We start from the raw sequence: 20,744 nt of genomic DNA, 5'->3' as shown, positions 1-20,744 counted from the left end.
AGTCAGGCTGCCCGTAAAAGCCCGATTGGTGCGGGCTGATAATCAGTGGGGGATGAACAAAACCCCACTGATTAAAGTTTCACTTTATATAAGGAGGTTTTCACATGGAGAAATTTAAGTATTCATTACTAGTTTTATTCGGCGCTTGTAGCTACGGCGTACTTTCAACTATTTTTAAACTCGGATTCATCGAAGGATTTTCATCACACCAATTACTAGGAGGACAATATGTCTTCGGATGGATTGGACTACTTTTACTCGTTCTTTTCTTTTCACGTCATAAAGTATCAAAAAACCAATTCTTTTCGTTACTAACAGTCGGCACAACAATGAGTATGACAGGTATTTTCTATGCTATTTCTGTAGAAGAACTGCCAGCCTCTATCGCTGTCGTTTTACTCTTTCAGTTCACTTGGATTGGTGTAGTCATCGAAGCGATTGCCAACCGAACATTCCCAAGCCGTGAGAAAGTTATATCTATTATTATTTTATTTACTGGTACATTGTTTGCTGGTGGAGTATTTGAAGGTCTTGGACAAAACTTTTCTACGAAAGGTATTATCTTCGGGCTATTAGCTGCCGTCTCTTTCTCATTCTATGTATTTGTAAGCGGGCGTGTTGCTACAGATGTTCCGCCTTATATGAAAAGCTTTCTTATGACAACGAGTGCTACTCTTATTGTATGCTTATTTTTCCCGCCTACCTTTTTAACAGATGGTGCCTTACAAGCAGGCCTATGGAAATATGCTTTCTTCCTTGGATTGTTCGGGGTTATTATACCTGTCATTTGTTTTTCAATTGGCGTACCAAAAGTCGGAACGGGACTTGGTACAATATTAGGTGCAGCTGAATTACCAACAGCAATTATCGCTTCTATTACACTTGTTCATGAAGTTGTATCGCTAATGCAGTGGATTGGGATCGTGGTTATATTACTCGGTATTTTTACACCGCAACCACTTACTGCTAGGAAAGAAAAAAAACATAATCGTGTGCATAGTGCGTGAAAACATCAACTTGTATATAAATGTGAATAAAGTTACGATATGTTAAACTTTAATACTACCTTCAAAATAACATTATTGCGGCTATTATTCTCGTAATCCTTGCTTTTCTTTTTGAAAGATAAGAAAGAGTATTATACAGCATAACAAAAGACCTTTCCTTTATCCCGCATTAACGGGCATTAAGACCCCCACCTCAAAATTCAGAGAAAGCAAAGAATTTAGGTGGGGGATCAACTGCCCGTAAAAGCCCGATTGGTTCAACTAATAATCAGTGGGGGATGAACAAAACCCCCACTGATTAAAGTTTCACTTTATTTGAAAGGTCTTTTCCTTATATTTTACTTTACCGCTCCATATAACTTCTCTACCTCATGTTCAATTTGTTTTACATCGATTCGCTCAAATAATGGCTGCACATTATCAATTCGGTTTGGCAACGTATTTTGAGGTTCCCAATTTACTTTAACACTCGATAATGTATTTCTAACTCTTTCACTTGAAAACGGTAAAAATGGTTCAAGCAGTTGTGCAAAGTTTGCTATCAGGTAAACACAATTATAAATTGTTTCCTCACATGAAACTGGGTCCTCTTCTCTTTGTTTCCAAGGCTGCTTTTCATCAAAATATTTATTTGCAAAGCGTACTGCATCAAATATTGTTTCTAACGCCACCTTAAATTTAGTTTGTTCAATCGCCTCTCCTACACCTTTATATAATCCTTCTACCTTATCTCTCAGCTCTATATTAATATTTGCTTTTGGCACAATGCCATCATAATACTTTTCAATGAACTTCAACGTCCGATTCACAAAGTTCCCGTATGCACCTAATAGTTCACTATTATGACTGTAAATGAATTCACGCCATGAAAAATCAGTATCACGATTTTCTGGTGCATTTACTGTTAAAAAGTAACGAATAGAATCTGGATTATAGCGTTCCAATATATTAGGTACCCATACTGCCCAGTTTTTACTTGTCGATAACTTTCTTTTTTCTACTGTTAAATACTCATTCGAAACGATATGACGCGGGATCGCTTCTTCTCCTATTCCAAGTAATACCGCTGGCCAAATGATTGAATGAAACGGAATATTATCCTTGCCATGTACATAATATGTTTTCGCATCTCTATCCCAAAACTCTTGATCCGCTTTCTCTGTTTCTTCAGCCCAGTGTTTACTCGCTGAATAATACCCTGTCACCGCTTCAATCCATACGTAAATTTTCTTATCTTCATATCCTTCCAAAGGAATTGGTACCCCGATTGGTAAATCACGTGATACTGCCCTATCTTGTAATCCTTCCTTTAAATATCTCTCTGTTAATTGAATTGCATTGTCGCGCCATGCTCCTTTCTGCTTTGCAATTTCTACAGCCGCTTTAATTTGTTGTTGAAATTTATGCAATGCAAAATAGAAATGCTCTGTTTCCTGTACTGATGGCGTACTACCGCATAACTTACATTTCTTTTCTAACAAATCGAGTGGATCTAAAATAGCGGAACAAGCATCACATTGATCGCCCCTCGCTGCTTCATGGCAATGCGGACAAATACCTTCTACATATCGATCCGGTAAAAATTGCGTACACGTTTCGCAATAAGCCTGTTCAACGACTTTTTTATAAATATAACCTTCTTCTAATAGTCTCAAAAAGACTTTTTGAACAGTTTCATGATGATGCTCACTATCTGTGCGTGTATAGTAATCATACGTAAAACCAAGATTATGAAAACATCGCTCGAATTCTTCATGATATTGATCAGCTATTTGCTTTACTGTAACCCCTTCTTGTTTTGCTCTAATTGCAATCGGTGTTCCATTACAATCACTTCCCGAAACATACAACACATTCTCACCTTTTGCCCGATAATATCGTGCTAAAATATCTCCAGGTAACAAACTCGCAATATGCCCAAGGTGTAACGAACCATTCACATACGGCCAAGCGCCTCCAATAAAAATACTCATCTTAAATTCCTCCTTTTAAATATAAAAAGCCCCACCCTTATCTTAAAAAAGATAAGGGCGGGGCTGTATAAACAGTCGCGTTACCACCTTATTTCGCCAATTACTCACATAATTAGCCTTAACAAGTACGGAGCTATATGCTCTTATACTGTGGTTTTGATAACGAGTACCAACTCTCGTCGCCGCCTACTATTATCATTTGATAAGTTCAGGACGAAGCTCAAAGGCCATTGTTCAAATGAATATTCTTGCTTCTTCTCAGCTACCGAAGCTCTCTGGAAAGAATGATTCCATTCTACTTTTCCTTTTCAACGCTTTTATGTATAACACGTATTTTACGACTTAATAACAGAAAAATCAAACTTTAATTCAAAAAAACAGGAAATCCCACTCATTCACCGAATAACTATATGTTCACAAAAGGAGTGATAATATTGAATCAAAAGCAACTAAGCACGATTAATGAAAAAAGTTGGAATGCAGCTGCTTATGAAGCTTGGACAAATCGCCACGGGGCGCCAGCGGATTATGCAAAAAAGCTCATGGAAGATCCTACGCGCGAGGTAGATCACTATTTACCTTACATACAATCTCCAAAAGGAAAACGTATTATTAACTTACTCGGGTCAAAAGGAAATAAAGCGGTTGCTCTTGCTCTTTTAGGAGCCGATGTAACAGTTGTAGATATTTCAGCAAGTAATAAAAAATATGCAACCGAACTAGCCGAAGCGGCTGACGTCTCTATTCAGTATATCGTTTCCGATGTACTAGATTTAAATCTATCCCAATCATTTGATATCGTGTTACTGGAACTTGGCGTGCTCCATTACTTTTTAGACTTAAAACCACTCTTTCATATAATCTCTCACTTACTAAAACAAGATGGGACATTTATACTGCGTGACTATCATCCCGTTTATACAAAATTATTAGGAGTAGATCATCCATCATTTCGAGCAAATGGAAATTATTTCGATGAAGAACTTATTGAAGATGACGTAGCTTATAGTACTCTCCTTACGGAATCACAGAAATACGCTTTACCGAGAACAAAAATTAGGCGCTGGACACTAGGAGAAGTTATTACAGCAATGGGAGAAACAAATTTCAAGGTTGAAAAATTGATTGAAGAACACGGATCTCATCAAAGATGGGTCTTCCCTTCTACTTCACCCGAAGGAATTGAAAAACGTATACCCGGTCTATATACATTAATTGCGACAACATGCAAAAAAGGATCCCTTCACGGATAGGATCCTTTTTTTTGCATGCTTACGCATATAAGTTGAGGTTGGAGATTACCATAATTCTGTAGAATAGGACACAAGATATTTCAACATTCGTCTCTGACTTACGTCGTCAAAAAGGGGTATGACCAACATAACGAAGAGTAATGCTTCAGTTGATAGTGATAATCGTTATCAACTAATTAGAAGTATACAGGATGTTATTTCGAATTACAATAGGATTTCTTATTTTTATTTAAGAATTTTTGATATATAAATGTATCCATTTTAATAACATTTACTTCTACTTATCTGCCTCTTTCCGGTATCTGCTATAATTTTCATTGAATAGATTAATAACTTCACAATAACGAGGGATTACTTTTTTCACCCTCTTTTTCACTTTAAAATATATATATCTTTCTCTCTCTTCCACTGTCTGCTATAATGCCTAAAGGAAAGAAGAAAGCTTTGTTCCTTTAGGAGTAAGGTTTTCTTTTAATTTTTTATATGAATTAATTCTAATACTAAGATCTTTAAAAAAGGGAGGCTTTTTTATCATATGAATTTTATGAGCATTAGAAAAAAACTTCTGTTCATGATGGGAACGATTTGCGCTTTATTTGGCATCGCATTAGCTTTTATTTTAATCTTTGCTGTTGACCAATCTCATAAAGCTGAAGCACTACAAAAAGATATTTCCCCTCTTGCAACAGAATTAAAAGAACATGGAGACGCGTATCAAGTACAACTTTCAGCTTTAAGAGGTTATTTACTCCAACACGATCAAGTCGAATTAGACAAGTTTCATGAAATAAGTAAGCTTCTTGAAGATAATAAAGCACAACTTCTTTCTAACCCTAACGTATCCCAATCTGTAAAAGATACTATAGAACTAGGCTCTACTTGGAGAAAATTTGTTGAAGAAAAGGTTTTCTCTCTTGCAAAAGAACAAAAATGGGAAGAAGCATTACAAGTTGCTTCTAAAGAAAATGGTACGGTTTATAAAGTTATTGGTGATTTCACGAACTATAGCAACGAACAAGCTAAGTTACGTGATCAATCCATTGAAAAAATTGACCAATCATCACTACTAATTGAATACGTTGTATTCTTATCACTTGTTATATGTATTGTCGTTGCAATTATCCTTGCATGGTGGTTCTCTGGTAAGCTTGTAAAACCAATTCAGCAAATTGATACTAAGCTAAAAGAGCTATCTTCTCAAGAGGGTGACCTAACAGCTCGCCTACAAGTAAATAGCAATGATGAAATTGGTGCAATTGCAACATCATTTAATAAAATGTTAGAAAACCTGCAACATATCATTAATCGTGTTCAAAAAACTTCTGTGGAAGTACAAAATGCTTCTGAAGATATGCTGGAAAAGACCAATACATCGCTTGATGCGACAATAAAAGTTCAAAGCTCGATGTCCAATTTAAATGCAAGCATTCAATCGCAAACTTCTAGTATGGAAGAAAGCTCTACTGCAATGGATGATATGGCATTAAGTGTTCAGCGTATTGCAGAATCAGCTTCGTCTGTGGCCGAGCTAGCTGTTACCACATCTGAACATGCTAACGATGGAAATACTGTTATCCAGAAATCTATTACACAAATGACAACGATTCACGAAGCTGTAAATGCTACATCAGAAGTAGTCGAACGTCTAATCACTCATACAAAATATATCGATACAGCTGTACAATCTATTTCTAATATCGCTGAACAAACAAATCTACTTGCATTAAATGCTTCTATTGAAGCTGCTCGTGCCGGCGAACAAGGAAAAGGATTTGCTGTCGTAGCTGATGAAGTTCGTAAACTTGCTGAACAATCAAAAACAGCTGCAACAGATATTAACCAATTGCTACATCAAATTCAAAATGACACAGAAACTGCTAGCTCTATGATGTCTCAAGGTCGTTCCGAAGCATTTGAAGGTATTAACGTCATTCGTGAGGCCGGCTCTTCTTTCACAACAATCGTTGGTCAAGTGAATACAGTGTCTACTCAAATTCAAGACATATCAGCAACTGCTGAAGAAATGGCTGCAAGTGCTGAAGAAATGAATGCTTCACTCAATAACATCACTTCAATTTCTAATGAAGTATCAAGTGAAACTGCCGCAACAGCACAATCTGCTGGGAAAAAAGTCCTTGTTATGAATGAAATGACCCTAACTGCAAAACAAATGAAACAAACAGTTGAAGAATTAGATCAACTCGTATCCCATTTTAAAACTGAATAGCTTTTCAAAAAATATTCCTCTTTCTGGGAGGAATATTTTTTTGAGCTCATTCCCTGCACATTGCACGTATTTCCGTTATAATGAGAATCGATATCATTAATATTTAGGGGGTGCTCTACATGTCACAACAAGCATTTGAAGAAAAGTTATATGCGAACTTAGAAGCTGTTATTGACCCTGAATTAGGTGTTGATATTATCAATCTTGGATTAGTTTATGACGTTACAGCAGATGAAAGTAATAATGCTGTCATTACAATGACAATGACTTCTATCGGTTGTCCAATGGCTGGCCAAATCGTATCAGACGTTAAAAAAGTATTATCAACGAACGTACCCGAAGTAAATGAAATAGAAGTAAACGTTGTATGGAATCCGCCATGGACGAAAGAACGTATGTCACGTATGGCGAAAATCGCACTAGGTATTCGTGATTAAATAAGGAAAAGACCTGACAATCCAGTCAGGTCTTTTTTCTCTTATTATTTTACTCCTACAGCTTCATAAGCTTTCGTTACAGCTTGTACAGCTTTAGAGTTTTTACCATATAAATCTTCTGCTGATTGAAGTGCAGCTTGACGCATCATTTTAAAGTCAGAGTTTGCAGTTAAATATTTTGTAAGAGCACGATAGTAAATTTTTTCTGTTGCTTCACGGCCCACTCCAGTTACTTTCACATTGTAATGTGTGCCGCCCTCAGACACTAAATACGCCGCCTTATTGTTAATACTACTGTTAATATGAACGCCGCCATTATCAGCTGTTCCAGTATAACGTTTATTATAGTGATCTGGGTAACCTTCACCTGGTTTTAATGGATTTGGAATAGATGCTGGATCCTTCAGAGAACGAAGTGCATCACCAGGTTTACCAGGTGTATAAATATCAGCCCCTAAATCCCAGCTCTTCTTCTCAACCATGACGCCCATAATATCAGATAACGATTCATTTAACGCTCCTGACTCATCTTTATATACAAGGTTTGCTGTATTTTCAGTTACAGCATGCGTTAATTCGTGGCCAATAACGTCTAGGCCAGCAGATAATGGAATGAATGTCTTACCATCGCCATCACCATACATCATCTGAACACCGTTCCAAGCTGCGTTATTCCAAGATTCACCTACGTGAACAGTAGAAATAAGTCTCGCACCTTTATCATCGAAAGAGTTACGGTTAAATGTCTTTTTATAATAATCATATACTTTTCCTGCGTTCACATGCGCATCAACTGCCGCTTTATCTTCGAAGAACTTAGATTTACTTACAACTTCTTCTCCTGTATATCCAAGAATTTGTGAGAATAAATTAAACCAGTTTTCATCCATATTCTCTGCATCAAATGTATGGACACCTTGTCCTCGCGTACCATCAAATAAGTTGAACGCTCCTGTTTTCGTATCTTGAGCAATTTCAAATGATTGTCTAGCGCCTAATACTCCGTAACCAAATCCAGTAATGTTATCTACAGCATTATATTTCTCAATAACATTTCCATTTGTTGCATCAACAAAGTAATGCCAATATCCTGGAGCTGGTTTCGAAACCGATGCTTTTACAAGATATGCAAGATAGTATTGTCCATCTTTTTCATACACATATAAATCTTTTTTCACACCATCATAATTCTTTACTTTACCAATTTCTTTCTCAATATTAGCTTTTGCAATCGTTTCTGCTTGTTCCGCACTAATACTTGCAGATGCAGGAATATTTTTATCATCTAAATTCGGAATAACTTGTCCGAAAAATGCTTTTACATTATTCTCTTTATCAAGCGCAACCGTTTGATCTGAACCATACACAGGAATGTTATTATGCTTCTCCACTAACTTCACATGTGTTGTACCAGACTCAGCATCTTTTTCTTCACCAACGATATTGAAATGTTTGTCAATATTTCCTGCTAGTTTAAACATATCCTTTTTACTCTCTAAATATTGAAAGACCGTCTCTTTTTTATCTAGTCCTTCCGGCGCTTTCCATTCTTCACCTATGTAAGCCGGTGTTTTAAACTCTTGGTGATACTGGACTTTTTGCTCTTCTGCTTTCGTCGTAGTTGCTCCAAATGCCCCAAACCCACTTGCGATAACAGTTAACGCTAATGCTGATGAAATTACTTGCTTTTTCAATCTAACACTCCCCATTCCCCATAAAAGTTTTTAACACCTTTATAAATATTCTGAATAATCTTCCCGATACCTGTTTTTAAAAATTGAGAAAATTTTTTCTGATAATTCACCTCACAAAAAAGAGGACATCATTTTTCAACGTCCTCTTTCCTATAACTTTTCATCTCGCTATTCACATGCTTAAAAACTACCACTGATTAAAGTTTCACTTTATTGCATTTTCATTTCAATCGCTAAATAGTGAGAGTTTTCTTTCGCTTGAATGCGAATATCTTCTTCTACAACCTCCGCTGCATCACGCATTACAAGTGTTTCATCGTTTACAACGCTACTACCTTCAATTTGTACAAGGTATAATTGACGCCCTTCTTGAACAGGGAAATGAATTTCTTTACCAGCCTCTAATGATAAAGAATATAAATTTGCATCTTGATGAATATGAATTGGTGCATCTCCATCAGAAGGAGATACCATATGGAACCACTCATTTTCACGTTTACTCCAATCAAATTTAAACTCACCATAGTTCGGTTTATGACCATCGCGGTCTGGTAAAATCCAAATTTGCAATAAACGTAATGTTTCACTTCCTAAGTTATGCTCACTGTGAAATACACCAGTACCTGCACTCATATATTGAACATGCCCACGCTCAATTGTCCCACGGTTCCCCATACTATCTTCATGTGTTAATTCACCATCTATAACGTAAGAGACAATCTCCATATCACGGTGTGGATGCATATCAAAGCCAGTTTGTGCCGCTATTAAATCATCATTCATAACACGTACTGCTCCAAAATTCATGTTGTTTGGATTATAATAATTTGCAAAAGAAAAATGAAAGTGTGTATTTAACCAACCGTGATTTGCTCTCCCCATATTTTTATGATCAACTTTTCTAAACATATCCTTCACCTCATATTATCTCGAAATCGAGATAATCATTTTTAATTTTATCACTGCAACTTCTTCAGTAATTCTAATAATTGTTTTTGTTCTTCTCTATTTAACTTATCAAATTTCTCTGCTTGAAATGTTTCTTGCGGCGGGACTATTTCTTCATATAGAACCTTTCCCTTTTTTGTTAATGAAATATATTTTGTGGTACCTTCTTGTTCACGCTGAATCCAATCGAGTTGCTCCATCTTATTTAAAAGTTGAGTAACATTTCCTTTCGTAACAAATAACTTATTTCCAAGTTCTTGCTGCGTTAAACGATCGTGTCCTCCAATTTGAACTAATACATCAAACTGAGCGGCAGATACATTCCACTTTTTCAAATGCTGATTCGTCTCACGAATACTTCTATTATAAAAACGTGATAAACGAAACCATAATAGTAATCCAAGTCTTTCCTCTGCTTTCATTCCATCACCTCGCCCATTTGATACTATTAGTTTAGAACTAAACTTAATAAAGGTCAACTACTTATTTTTCATTAGCAACAAATAAAAGCACAGTGATTTTTCTTCACTATGCTTCAGATTAAATTTCTATTTTTATATTCATCTAGCTTCCTCTCCGCGAAATACCTCGCATCTTTCTCGATCCATCTTTCTTCGTATAATTCATTTCCAACATATAGTACATCGTCCTTATGCTGCATCGCATGCCTAAATTCATGCAATAGCGTTTTAAGCACTTGCTCATACTCTTCCCACATACAAACGAAAATTAATTGTTTTTCTTTATGATAAAAACCACCTACCGGGAATAAAAACTCCTCTTCTTCTTCTCCTAATGATAAAAGTACATGATTCGCATCACACGTATCACAAAAAATAACTGGCGTTGCACTTACTTCAATAAGAGAAAACAAATCATTTCTTAACTTTTTGACATCCCAAGGAAGCTCCGAATCCAACACATACCAATTCTCAACTTGTTGATATACATTTTGAAACTGGAGTTCCATTTCTCTATAATCTCCTTTCCAAATTCCCTTTTCCTATATGTATGCCACAATATGTAAAATATTAAACATACCCTTTCACCCTTTAAAAAATGACAATAAAAAAGAATCTATGTCAGCATAGATTCTTTTTCCGTAATCACTTTTTTTTCATCATTTTTTTAAAGATAAAATAACCAATTGCACAAACAATAGCAGCAAGCGCAAAATATTTCACATATGGCCCAGCTACTTTATTAATACTTTCCCACTCTGATCCTAATTTAAAGCCTAAATATACAAATACAATTGACCATGGAATAACAGCTAATGTAGTTAGCGTAATAAACTTAGCATGTGACATTTTCGCAATACCTGCTGGTATCGAAATAGCATGACGCACAACGGGAATAAAACGTGCGGTAAAGATAACACCAGTTCCATAACGATTAAACCACGCTTCCGCATAATCAATATGTTTCTTCTGAATCAAAATATATTTTCCATATCGCTCAAGAACAGGTCTTCCTCCGTATCGACCGATCCAATAAATAAATAGCTGTGCGATTACACCGCCAATCGTACCGAACGCAACAGCACCCCAAAATGTAATGCTTCCTGTTGATACTAAATAGCCTGCATAAGACAATACGATTTCACTTGGAATAACCTCTAACATCAATCCAAGCATAATTCCCCAATAACCAAGTCCTTCTAGAAAAACTAAAACTGAATGAATCAACTCTCCTAACATCATTTACCTCTCTTTACTGTTTTCATTGCAAAAAATAAAAGTACAAGCGGTAAATATCTTGTACTTTTATTTTTAAAAATTTAGTTTGCCTTCGTATCCCACTTAAAGATTTTATTTAAAAATTTATATACATTCTTTGACTCTTTCGTTAGAAGCGGACCTAAAATAGACAGTATAAGCACATATAGTGCTGAGAATGGTTTCAATACCGACATTAAACCACCCGCGATACCGATATTAGCCATAATGATTGAGAATTCTCCCCTTGAAACGATTGTTAATCCAATATTTGTTGATGCTTTATGAGATAATCCAGCTTGTCGTCCTGCAATCATCCCTGCCACAAAGTTTCCGATTATCGTCAGAAGTACAGCACCTAACGTTAACCAGATTGCTCCGCCCAATGAGAACGGATCTATACTTAATCCGAAACTGAAGAAGAAGATAGCTCCGAAAAAGTCTCTAAATGGAACAACAAGATGCTCAATTCGATCACTATGCTCTGTCTCAGAGAAAACTAATCCTAAAAGAAGTGCTCCGATTGCTTCTGCAACGTGAATTGTTTCTGAAAAACCAGCGATAAAGAACAACGAAGCAAATACTACAATAATAAAGATTTCATCTGAACTAATATTCAACAATTTATTTAATAACGGCGTAGCCTTTCTAGCTACTACGAAGAATAGCAGCATATATCCTAAAGCAATTCCAATTGAAGTGAGAGCACCTAAGAACGAAGCGTGATCCCCAAGAACTAAGCCAGAAACTACTGATAAATATACAGCAAGGAATATATCTTCAAACATAATAATTCCTAAAATTAATTCGGTTTCATTATTACCAGTTCTTCTTAAATCAACTAACACTTTTGCAACGATGGCACTAGAAGAAATCGTAATAATACCCGCAATAATTAAGATTTCGAGTAACGGGAATCCCATTATAAATCCGTATAATAATCCTAGTGAAAAGTTAATTAAAATATAGATTGTTCCGCCAATCGCGATAGAACGTCCAGATTTAATTAGTTTTTTCATCGAAAACTCTAATCCTAGATAGAAAAGAAGGAACAGAACGCCAATCCTTCCAAGAAAGGATATCACACTTGCACTTTCAATAAATTTAAGATCGATAACACCTATTGTCGGCGCGTGTGGCCCTACTAACATGCCAAGAACGATTAGAAAAGGAATTACTGAGAATTTAAACTTTCCAGCAATTACTGCTGCAATTGCTACTAAAACTAAAGCTGTACCAACTTCAAAAATTAAAGTATCCATCTAGTCAGTCCCCCTATTCGAAAGTAATTCATTAATAATCTTTTTAATTTCTTCTCTCTCACCAGAAACTACAAGCATATCTCCTTCTTCAATCACCGTGTCTGGCCCTGGATTAAATAGCTTTTTCATGTTCTTTTTCATAACTGCAATTATCGTTACGCTATATGTTTTTCTTATTTCAAGATCACCAATTGTTTTTCCAATTGCTAGAGCTTCATTCTCCACTTTGAACCACTCAATTGCTAAACCTTCAAAGACCATCTCAACATTTTCTAATGCCCTAGGCTTATATACCATTCCACCTAATATTGCTGCAATTTGTCTTGCCTCTGAGTCACGCAATAAAATACTTGAAAGACTTTCTTCATGGTCTGAATCGAAATGATACATTTCTCTGCGCCCATCATCATGAATAACAATCACCATTTTTTCGTTACCTTTCGTAACGATTTGAAACTTATAACCAATACCTGGAAGTTCACTTTCTCTAATATTCATATTTAGCTCCTCCTCAACAATTTTTGTTTAAATTTTCTGTTTTTCTTTCTTTTCTTCAACCAACTAATTTTAGAAATTCTAACCATTCGGGATATCTGTGATTTGGAAATCTTTTATTGTAATAATAAGTCGCTCCTAAAAAGATACTTAAAGATGTACTGATAAAAAAGATACTATTTCTCATTTTCAAACTCTCGAGACTTACTTTCAATAAAGTTTCTTCTTTCAAATTATCCCCTCTTTCTCGCTTTAAATTTAGTTTTTTAAAATGTAAATAATTCTAAAAATATTACGATGTAACATAATCATAACATAAAACACATTTAAGTAACATCATTTTTAGAAAAATTGATTCTGGTATATTTTTTGCATATAATTTTCTTATTACGAAAAAAAGGAAGTGTATTATATGGTTGATATCTTTAGCAGATTCCTTGAGGCAACGAATAATATTTTATGGTCATATATTCTTATTGCAATGTTAATCGGCTTCGGTCTTTATTTCTCTTTTAAATTAAAATTTGTCCAAATTACTCATTTCGGTGAAATGGTCAGTTTAATTAGTAAAGGGTTCAATCGAAAAGAAAAGAAAAAAGATAGCATCTCTCCATTCCAAGCATTTTGCTTAAGTGCAGCTGCACGTATTGGTATCGGGAACTTAGCTGGTGTAGCACTAGCAATTTCAATGGGCGGACCTGGCGCAATATTTTGGATGTGGTTTATCGCTATTCTCGGAGCAGCTACTAGTTTTGTAGAATGTACGCTCGCGCAAATTTATAAAGTAAAAGATGGAAGCAGATTCCGTGGTGGACCAGCATATTACATGGAAAAAGGGTTAAACAAACGCTGGATGGGCATCTGGTTTTCACTTCTCATTACAGTTGCATACGGATTAATTTTCAATTCAGTACAAGCAAATACAGTAACGATAGCGTTTGAAAATGCTTTTGGACTAGAGCGAACGATCGTAGGAGCTCTATTAGCTTTATTAGTTGCAGTTATTATTTTTGGCGGTATTAAGAGCATTTCACGTATTACAGAAATGATCGTTCCTCCAATGGCAATCATTTATATTGGTGTGGCTGTTTTTGTCGTTATTAACAACTTCAATATGTTACCAAGCATTTTTATAGAAATATTTAACAGTGCATTCGGTTTAGACCAAGCCATCGCTGGTGGTATTGGAGCAGCAATCAAGTTCGGAATCCAGCGCGGTTTATTCGCGACTGAAGCTGGTATGGGAAGCTCTCCTAACGCAGCAGCAACGTCAGATGTATCTCACCCTGTAAAACAAGGACTTGTTCAAGCATTAGGTGTTTTCGTAGATACATTCTTAGTATGTACATCAACAGCATTTATCGTATTATGTTCTGGACTTTACAAAGGATCAAATTTAGAAGGTATTGAATTAACACAACAAGCATTAAGTTCACAAATTGGACCGTGGGCAAGTACTTTCTTAGCGATTATTATTTTCCTATTTGCTTTCAGTTCCTTACTAGGAAACTACTATTATGGTGAAACAAACATCGCATTCATTAAAGAAAGCAAAACCTGGTTAATGATTTATCGTGTTGCAGTTGTCGGAATGGTGTTCTTCGGATCAATCGCTGCCCTTCAAACAGTTTGGAGTTTAGCTGATTTCTTTATGGGACTAATGGTATTTACAAACTTAATTGCCATCTCATTCCTTAGCAAGTTCGCCTATGCGGCATTAGTAGACTATATAAAGCAAAAGAAACAAGGAAAAGATCCTGTTTTCGTTGCAAGCTCTATCCCTGGCTTAAAGAATACAGAGTGTTGGGATGGACAGGATGTAGAAGAAAATAAAAAAGCTGTATAATATAAAAGCGCAAGTAGCTCGTTCAGAGCAGGAGCTATATATCAAACAAAATCCCTATTACTTCACAGTAATAGGGATTTTTATTTACAACAGTTCATAATTTGTTCAAATTAATTCCAGCAAAAGGGTTGATTTATACAAATTACTAGATTATAATAATTATAAATTAGTAATTGATATAACATAACAACTCAAAAGGAGATTGATCATAATGAACAAACAAGTAATCGAAGCATTAAACAAACAAGTAGCAAACTGGAGCGTTTTATTTACAAAATTACACAACTTCCATTGGTACGTAAAAGGACCTCAATTCTTCACATTACACGAGAAATTCGAAGAACTTTACACAGAATCAGCTACTCACATCGATGAAATTGCAGAACGCATTTTAGCAATTGGCGGTAAACCAGTAGCAACAATGAAAGAGTACTTAGAATTATCTTCTATTCAAGAAGCGGCTTACGGAGAAACTGCAGAAGGGATGGTCGAAGCAATCATGAAAGACTACGAAATGATGCTAGTCGAACTGAAAAAAGGCATGGAAATCGCTCAAGAATCTGACGACGAAATGACATCTGACCTACTATTAGGAATCTACACAGAACTAGAAAAACACGCTTGGATGCTACGTGCGTTCTTGAATCAATAATAGATTTAAAAGCGGAGGTGACTTGCTCAGAACAGGAGGGCATTGGAGCTCCTGACGAAGAGGCGCTTTTTGCTTCGAGCGAGAGAGCGAAATGACCGGAGATTCTAGCCGCTGAAGCTGGATAATACTTAAAGCGGAAGCGGCTCGTTCAGAACAGGAGGGTGTTGGAACTCCTGATTACGAGGCGCTTTTTGCCTCGAATGAAGGAGTGAAACAACCGACTGTTCTAGCCGCTGGAGCTGGATATCAACTTAAAGCGGAAGCGGCTCGTTCAGAACAGGAGGGTGTTGGAACTCCTGATTACGAGGCGCTTTTTGCCTCGAATGAAGGAGTGAAACAACCGACTGTTCTAGCCGCTGGAGCTGGATATCAACTTAAAGCGGAAGCGGCTCGTTCAGAACAGGAGGGTGTTGGAACTCCTGATTACGAGGCGCTTTTTGCCTCGAATGAAGGAGTGAAACAACCGACTGTTCTAGCCGCTGGAGCTGGATATCAACTTAAAGCGGAAGCGGCTCGTTCAGAACAGGAGGGTGTTGGAACTCCTGATTACGAGGCGCTTTTTGCCTCGAATGAAGGAGTGAAACAACCGACTGTTCTAGCCGCTGGAGCTGGATATCAACTTAAAGCGGAAGCGGCTCGTTCAGAACAGGAGGGTGTTGGAACTCCTGATTACGAGGCGCTTTTTGCCTCGAATGAAGGAGTGAAACAACCGACTGTTCTAGCCGCTGGAGCTGGATATCAACTTAAAGCGGAAGCGGCTCGTTCAGAGTCGCTTTTTTCTATGAAGTTGCCGCGCATGAAAGTACATGAAATTATATCAGCGATTTCCCAATTATATCGACTTATCGACAAAACACGACAATATTAACACACCTCCCCACTACTTTTATCAATATATTACAATCTCTTTTATGTTAAAATATAGGAAACACCCTTTAGTAAAATAGATCCAAAAAAGCTTTTCCATATTCATCATTTACTACTTAAATGGCGGGAGTGGTTCAGTTGAAAGACTACTTAATTAGAGCATTTTTTGCGTTAATAACAGTTGGGGTTGTCTTACTTATAGCTAATATTTTCAATATACGTATCGAGGTTAAAGACTATGCTTTCCTCGTTGTTGTAGCAATTGGTGGCGGCTGGGGTGGCTGGTACCTGTATAAAAAACAAACTAACAATAACAATAAAGGCATTCCGAAATAATAGGGAATGCCTTTATTCTATATTACATAATTAAGCTTAAATCACTAATAAAAGCAGTCCCCAAAAACATCACAAAAACCCATATCCTATGGTAAATAAAAAGAATTCATTTTGAATATAGAAATAGTCCAAAATCTTGCATAACAGAGGTATGACCCATTTGCCGCAACATTGTGGCTATATTCCCACGGTGATATGCTCCGTGGGTGACGATGTGTAATATTGTTTCAGAAACCGTAGTATCCAGGTGCCCCGCATATGGATTATCAACCTTAAATACTTTTTCATAATCTTGTTGACTACTTAAAAGTTCTTTATATCGTTTAGATAATTCATAAAAATTACCTTCCATTTCCTCAATATTTTTTGTTTCCAGCTGTTCTTTCAATCGGTCTGTTTGTACCATTGCATCACTCATGCTTTTACCAGAAATAATCTCAAGCCAGGCTAAATCTGTGAGGTATATGTGAGACATTACTTTTGCCACCGAAGAAAAACCACTCTTAACTTCCTTATGGAAAATGTCTTGCGGTAGTTCTTTTAAGCGATTTAAAATAACTTCATTTGCCCATAAGTGGTAGTTATACATTTTTAATACAGAACGACCCATGCTCATTTCTCCTCCAATTTTCATTTTAATGATTAGATTATGATACATAGCTGATTAAAAATTCCCGAAGGATTACATCTATAAAATTTATTCTGATTTCGATTAAAAAAACCTCTATTAACTTCATAAATAACATTCGCTAACGTCCACAATCTGCTCCCCTTTAACGAAACAATTCTATGTCACTCAATACTTCCTTACTCACCTTTTATTCAGATGTTCTTTTTTTAAATCATCAAACATACCTCCATCTACTTCCCCTCTTCCAACGATTTCACATCTCACTATCAATAAATTTAACCAAATTAAAAACACATGTCTTTTTACGATAAAAAAGACATGTGTTTCTATAAATCGCTATAAAAAAGTACTATGATAATTGCTTCCACTTCGTCCCCAAGACAGGACGCTCGTAATTTTGGATTTCATGAATTAGTTTATCTGCCGTCTCTGCGGAAACAATTAACTCTTTATTCGATGGATTCATAAAGCCTTCTTCTGCTGCCCGTTCAACCATTTGCAAAATTGGTCCGTAAAAGTCTTTTATGTTCAATAAACCAACCGGCTTATTATGTATACCAATTTGTGACCAACATACTACTTCAAAGAGCTCTTCAAACGTTCCATATCCGCCTGGTAATGCAATGAAAGCATCCGCAAGCTCTGCCATTTTCGCCTTACGCTCATGCATCGTTTCTACTTCAATTAATTCTGTTAATCCTGTATGTACGATTTCTCCTCGAAATAGACCACGCGGCATAACACCTGTTACACGTCCACCTAAACGAAGAACTTCGTTTGCTACTTCTCCCATTAATCCAACGCATGAACCACCGTATACGAGCTCATAGTCGTTCTCAACAAACATTTTCCCTAACTGGATTGCCTGCTCTTTAAACTCTGGTCTCTCCCCTAAATTGGAACCTGCAAACACACAAATCTTTCTCATTCCTACACCCCGAAACTATATATTGTTATGATACAATTGACATTGTACAACATATTGAGGGGATGAGGAAGAAATGGATATCGTTGCATTTCAAAGATGGGTTGAGGAATTTTACGAAAAACGAAGCTGGTCACAGTATAATGCCTTTATTCGCTTAAATTTCTTAACTGAAGAAGTTGGAGAAGTTTCACGAGTTGTTCGCGCTATTGAAATCGGCCGCGATCGTCCTGATGAAGATGCGAAAACAGAAGAAGAGCTAAAACAAGAACTAAAAGAAGAACTTGGTGATGTACTTTCTAACCTTATTATTCTTTCGCAAAAATATGATTTGGATTTACAAGACATTATGGACGCACACGTCACAAAGCTTTCGAAAAGGTTTGAAGCACTCAAATGAGAATATTATCAATTATGGTATAATATTCTTGTCACAATAATAAGGGGGATTTTATGTTATCTAAAAAATTGCACGACGCATTAAATGAACAAATGAACTTTGAATTTTACTCTGCCCACGCTTATATGGCAATGGCTGCTTACTGTACAGCCGAGAGCTATGATGGATTCGCTAACTTTTTCCTTGTACAAGCTGAAGAAGAGCGTTTCCACGCAATGAAGCTTTACAACTATATTAATGACCGCGGTGAGCGCGCTATTATTACTGGATTCGATAATCCAAATAACGAATATGAATCTGTATTGAACGCTTTTGAAGTAGCACTTGAGCACGAGCGTGAAGTAACGAAACGTATTTATCACTTATCTGATATCGCTTGGGATGAGCGTGAGCATGCAACAATTACATTCTTAAAATGGTTCGTTGATGAGCAAGTAGAAGAAGAAGCTTCATTCGATAGCATCATTCAAAAATTAAAACGTATTACAAGCGATTCAAACGCACTATTTATGCTAGATGCTGAATTAGAGAAACGTACATTTACGCCTCCAGCTGAGTAATATTTTAATCACCTTAATGAATGTTAAGGTGATTTTTTAATTTGTTCTTTTCTAAGCTGAATAAGCTTCGCCAAATCCTTCTTATAAAGCCTTGAAACCTTTTCAACAAAGTCACTATTAGTAAAAGTCCCATCCCCTTCTTTCAACCTAATTCCTCCTCTCTGCGCTATTATACTAAAATAAAAAAAGTCGTTTATCCCCCTAAGTGAGAGATAAACGACTTCTTTGTTATTTATTAAAGCATAACCCCAACGATAATCGCTGATAATATACTTACTAACGTTGCACCGTATACAAGTTTTAATCCGAATGAAGATACAACATTTGCTTGTTTGCCATCGATACTCTTTGTTGCACCTGCGATAATTCCGATAGATGAGAAGTTCGCAAATGATACAAGGAAGATAGATAAAATACCTACTGTACGAGTTGATAAATCACCAGCTACTTTTCCAAGGTCAAGCATTGCAACGAATTCGTTCGTTACTAATTTTGTTGCCATAATTTGTCCTGCTGTTAGCATCTCTGATGTTGGGATACCCATTACGAATGCTAATGGTGAGAAAACGTAACCTAAAATGCTTTGGAATGTGATTCCGAAAATAGAATCGAATACACCGTTAATTGCTGTAATTAATGCTACGAAACCGATTAACATCGCCGCTACTGTTACAGCGATAGAGAAACCAAGCATAATATATTCGCCTAACATTTCAAAGAATGTTTGTTTCTTATCTTCTTGTAATTCTAAAATATCGTCTTCTTCTTTTACTTCATATGGATTGATAATATGAACGATAATGAATCCACTAAATAAGTTTAATACAAGTGCTGTTACTACATATTTTGGATCAATCATTTTCATATAAGAACCGACGATTGACATTGATACTGTTGACATTGAAGATGCACAAAGTGTGTATAATCGATTTTTCGGTAATTTGCTTAATTGATCTTTTACTGTAATAAATACTTCACCTTGACCGACAATTGCCGCTGCTACTGCATTATATGATTCAAGTTTTCCTAAACCATTAATTTTACTTAATACGAAACCGACTGCACGAATGATAATCGGTAAAACTTTAATATGTTGCAAGATCCCGATTAATACTGCTAAGAAAATAATCGGTAATAATACTGTTAAGAAGAATGGTGCTTGTCCATCGTTCGCTAAACCACCAAATACGAAATTAACCCCAGCTTCCGCAAATTTTAAAATAGCGCCAAATCCATCTGCAATCCCTTTTACTAATACAAATCCGACCTTTGTATTTAGTAAGAAATACGCAAGTACCAATTGAATGACAAGCATAAGTGCAATTGGCTTATATTTAATTTTCTTACGATCTGAACTTATAAGGAAACCTAGTACAAACACTACAAGTAAACCAACTAGAAACATTACTATTTTCATATGTGAATCCTCCACTTCTCCCACGAGTTATTGGTCGTATAACGTATAACGAATGACGTCTGACCATTGGTGTTAAAAAAATTTAAAACCCCTAAA

General features: G+C 36.2%; 21 protein-coding genes, 1 pseudogene and 1 other annotated feature. Of the genes and pseudogenes, 10 read left to right on the top strand and 12 right to left on the bottom strand.

The window, feature by feature from the left end; all coding sequences use genetic code 11:
• Positions 1-104 precede the first annotated feature (104 nt).
• A complete protein-coding gene (locus QCI75_RS02150; RefSeq protein WP_353759921.1) occupies positions 105-1,007 on the top strand; it encodes an EamA family transporter in 903 nt (300 codons plus the stop codon).
• A 338-nt stretch (positions 1,008-1,345) separates the two neighbouring features.
• Here the strand turns inward: QCI75_RS02150 and metG are convergent, their stop codons facing one another.
• Positions 1,346-2,980: a methionine--tRNA ligase gene (gene metG, locus QCI75_RS02145; RefSeq protein WP_353759920.1), complete on the bottom strand. Its 1,635-nt coding sequence runs from the start codon at positions 2,978-2,980 to the stop codon at positions 1,346-1,348.
• 50 nt (positions 2,981-3,030) lie between these two features.
• Positions 3,031-3,301 (bottom strand) — a binding site (T-box leader).
• 113 nt (positions 3,302-3,414) lie between these two features.
• On the opposite strand from metG, the gene QCI75_RS02140 reads away from it, so the two are divergent.
• The 3 genes from QCI75_RS02140 to QCI75_RS02130 all read left to right on the top strand — a co-directional run bounded on the left by QCI75_RS02140 (position 3,415) and on the right by QCI75_RS02130 (position 6,897).
• Positions 3,415-4,233 (top strand): class I SAM-dependent methyltransferase, encoded by an 819-nt coding sequence (locus tag QCI75_RS02140; protein WP_353759919.1) that lies wholly within the window; start codon positions 3,415-3,417, stop codon positions 4,231-4,233.
• A 535-nt stretch (positions 4,234-4,768) separates the two neighbouring features.
• A complete protein-coding gene (locus tag QCI75_RS02135) occupies positions 4,769-6,460 on the top strand; it encodes a methyl-accepting chemotaxis protein (RefSeq protein WP_144506495.1) in 1,692 nt (563 codons plus the stop codon).
• 119 nt (positions 6,461-6,579) lie between these two features.
• Entirely contained in the window at positions 6,580-6,897 is a 318-nt protein-coding gene (locus tag QCI75_RS02130; protein ID WP_144506494.1) for a metal-sulfur cluster assembly factor, read from the top strand.
• Between the two features lie 44 nt (positions 6,898-6,941).
• Here the strand turns inward: QCI75_RS02130 and QCI75_RS02125 are convergent, their stop codons facing one another.
• From QCI75_RS02125 to QCI75_RS02095, 7 genes are all read right to left on the bottom strand, one after another.
• Complete coding sequence (locus QCI75_RS02125) at positions 6,942-8,591, bottom strand: M4 family metallopeptidase (protein WP_144506493.1); 1,650 nt, start codon at positions 8,589-8,591, stop codon at positions 6,942-6,944.
• A 210-nt stretch (positions 8,592-8,801) separates the two neighbouring features.
• Complete coding sequence (locus QCI75_RS02120) at positions 8,802-9,500, bottom strand: pirin family protein (protein WP_353759918.1); 699 nt, start codon at positions 9,498-9,500, stop codon at positions 8,802-8,804.
• A 50-nt stretch (positions 9,501-9,550) separates the two neighbouring features.
• Positions 9,551-9,961, bottom strand: coding sequence for a MarR family winged helix-turn-helix transcriptional regulator (locus tag QCI75_RS02115; protein WP_353759917.1), 411 nt, complete (start codon positions 9,959-9,961; stop codon positions 9,551-9,553).
• Between the two features lie 113 nt (positions 9,962-10,074).
• Positions 10,075-10,509: a DUF3920 family protein gene (locus QCI75_RS02110; RefSeq protein WP_098777800.1), complete on the bottom strand. Its 435-nt coding sequence runs from the start codon at positions 10,507-10,509 to the stop codon at positions 10,075-10,077.
• A gap of 136 nt (positions 10,510-10,645) precedes the next feature.
• Positions 10,646-11,239, bottom strand: coding sequence for an undecaprenyl phosphate transporter UptA (gene uptA, locus QCI75_RS02105; protein WP_002159953.1), 594 nt, complete (start codon positions 11,237-11,239; stop codon positions 10,646-10,648).
• A gap of 80 nt (positions 11,240-11,319) precedes the next feature.
• Positions 11,320-12,519, bottom strand: a complete 1,200-nt coding sequence (locus QCI75_RS02100) for a cation:proton antiporter (protein ID WP_002159952.1) — start codon at positions 12,517-12,519, stop codon at positions 11,320-11,322.
• Positions 12,520-13,017 carry a cation:proton antiporter regulatory subunit gene (locus tag QCI75_RS02095; protein WP_353759916.1) on the bottom strand — a complete coding sequence of 166 codons (498 nt, stop codon included), beginning with the start codon at positions 13,015-13,017 and terminating at the stop codon, positions 12,520-12,522. It lies immediately after the preceding gene.
• A gap of 409 nt (positions 13,018-13,426) precedes the next feature.
• Between QCI75_RS02095 and QCI75_RS02090 the strand changes: the two genes are divergently transcribed.
• The 4 genes from QCI75_RS02090 to QCI75_RS02075 all read left to right on the top strand — a co-directional run bounded on the left by QCI75_RS02090 (position 13,427) and on the right by QCI75_RS02075 (position 16,715).
• The gene (locus QCI75_RS02090; protein ID WP_144508110.1) at positions 13,427-14,860 is read left to right on the top strand and encodes an alanine/glycine:cation symporter family protein; all 1,434 of its coding nucleotides are present in this window, start codon (positions 13,427-13,429) and stop codon (positions 14,858-14,860) included.
• Positions 14,861-15,071: 211 nt separating this feature from the next.
• Positions 15,072-15,512, top strand: a complete 441-nt coding sequence (locus tag QCI75_RS02085; protein WP_144508112.1) for a Dps family protein — start codon at positions 15,072-15,074, stop codon at positions 15,510-15,512.
• A 208-nt stretch (positions 15,513-15,720) separates the two neighbouring features.
• Positions 15,721-16,380, top strand: a complete 660-nt coding sequence (locus tag QCI75_RS02080) for a hypothetical protein (protein ID WP_353759915.1) — start codon at positions 15,721-15,723, stop codon at positions 16,378-16,380.
• A gap of 137 nt (positions 16,381-16,517) precedes the next feature.
• Positions 16,518-16,715, top strand: coding sequence for a hypothetical protein (locus QCI75_RS02075; RefSeq protein ID WP_144508114.1), 198 nt, complete (start codon positions 16,518-16,520; stop codon positions 16,713-16,715).
• A gap of 106 nt (positions 16,716-16,821) precedes the next feature.
• Here QCI75_RS02075 and QCI75_RS02070 read toward each other — a convergent pair whose 3' ends face one another.
• Both QCI75_RS02070 and QCI75_RS02065 read right to left on the bottom strand, forming a co-directional pair.
• Positions 16,822-17,325: a DinB family protein gene (locus tag QCI75_RS02070; protein ID WP_144508116.1), complete on the bottom strand. Its 504-nt coding sequence runs from the start codon at positions 17,323-17,325 to the stop codon at positions 16,822-16,824.
• Between the two features lie 370 nt (positions 17,326-17,695).
• A complete protein-coding gene (locus QCI75_RS02065) occupies positions 17,696-18,274 on the bottom strand; it encodes an LOG family protein (RefSeq protein ID WP_001225748.1) in 579 nt (192 codons plus the stop codon).
• A 73-nt stretch (positions 18,275-18,347) separates the two neighbouring features.
• Between QCI75_RS02065 and QCI75_RS02060 the strand changes: the two genes are divergently transcribed.
• The gene (locus tag QCI75_RS02060; protein WP_000355745.1) at positions 18,348-18,671 is read left to right on the top strand and encodes a MazG nucleotide pyrophosphohydrolase domain-containing protein; all 324 of its coding nucleotides are present in this window, start codon (positions 18,348-18,350) and stop codon (positions 18,669-18,671) included.
• A gap of 53 nt (positions 18,672-18,724) precedes the next feature.
• On the top strand, positions 18,725-19,231 hold the full coding sequence (locus QCI75_RS02055; RefSeq protein WP_000949400.1) for a ferritin: 507 nt from the start codon (positions 18,725-18,727) through the stop codon (positions 19,229-19,231).
• A 23-nt stretch (positions 19,232-19,254) separates the two neighbouring features.
• Here the strand turns inward: QCI75_RS02055 and QCI75_RS02050 are convergent.
• Positions 19,255-19,377: pseudogene (locus QCI75_RS02050) on the bottom strand (hypothetical protein); the annotation flags it as partial.
• Between the two features lie 89 nt (positions 19,378-19,466).
• Positions 19,467-20,648, bottom strand: coding sequence for a NupC/NupG family nucleoside CNT transporter (locus QCI75_RS02045; protein WP_076541711.1), 1,182 nt, complete (start codon positions 20,646-20,648; stop codon positions 19,467-19,469).
• Positions 20,649-20,744: the final 96 nt, after the last annotated feature.

Origin of the sequence: Bacillus cereus group sp. RP43, assembly GCF_040459645.1 — a bacterium.
GTDB lineage: Bacteria > Bacillota > Bacilli > Bacillales > Bacillaceae_G > Bacillus_A > Bacillus_A mycoides_C.
Note: the sequence above shows the minus strand (reverse complement) of the source record. Positions and strands in the feature narration are given on the sequence as shown.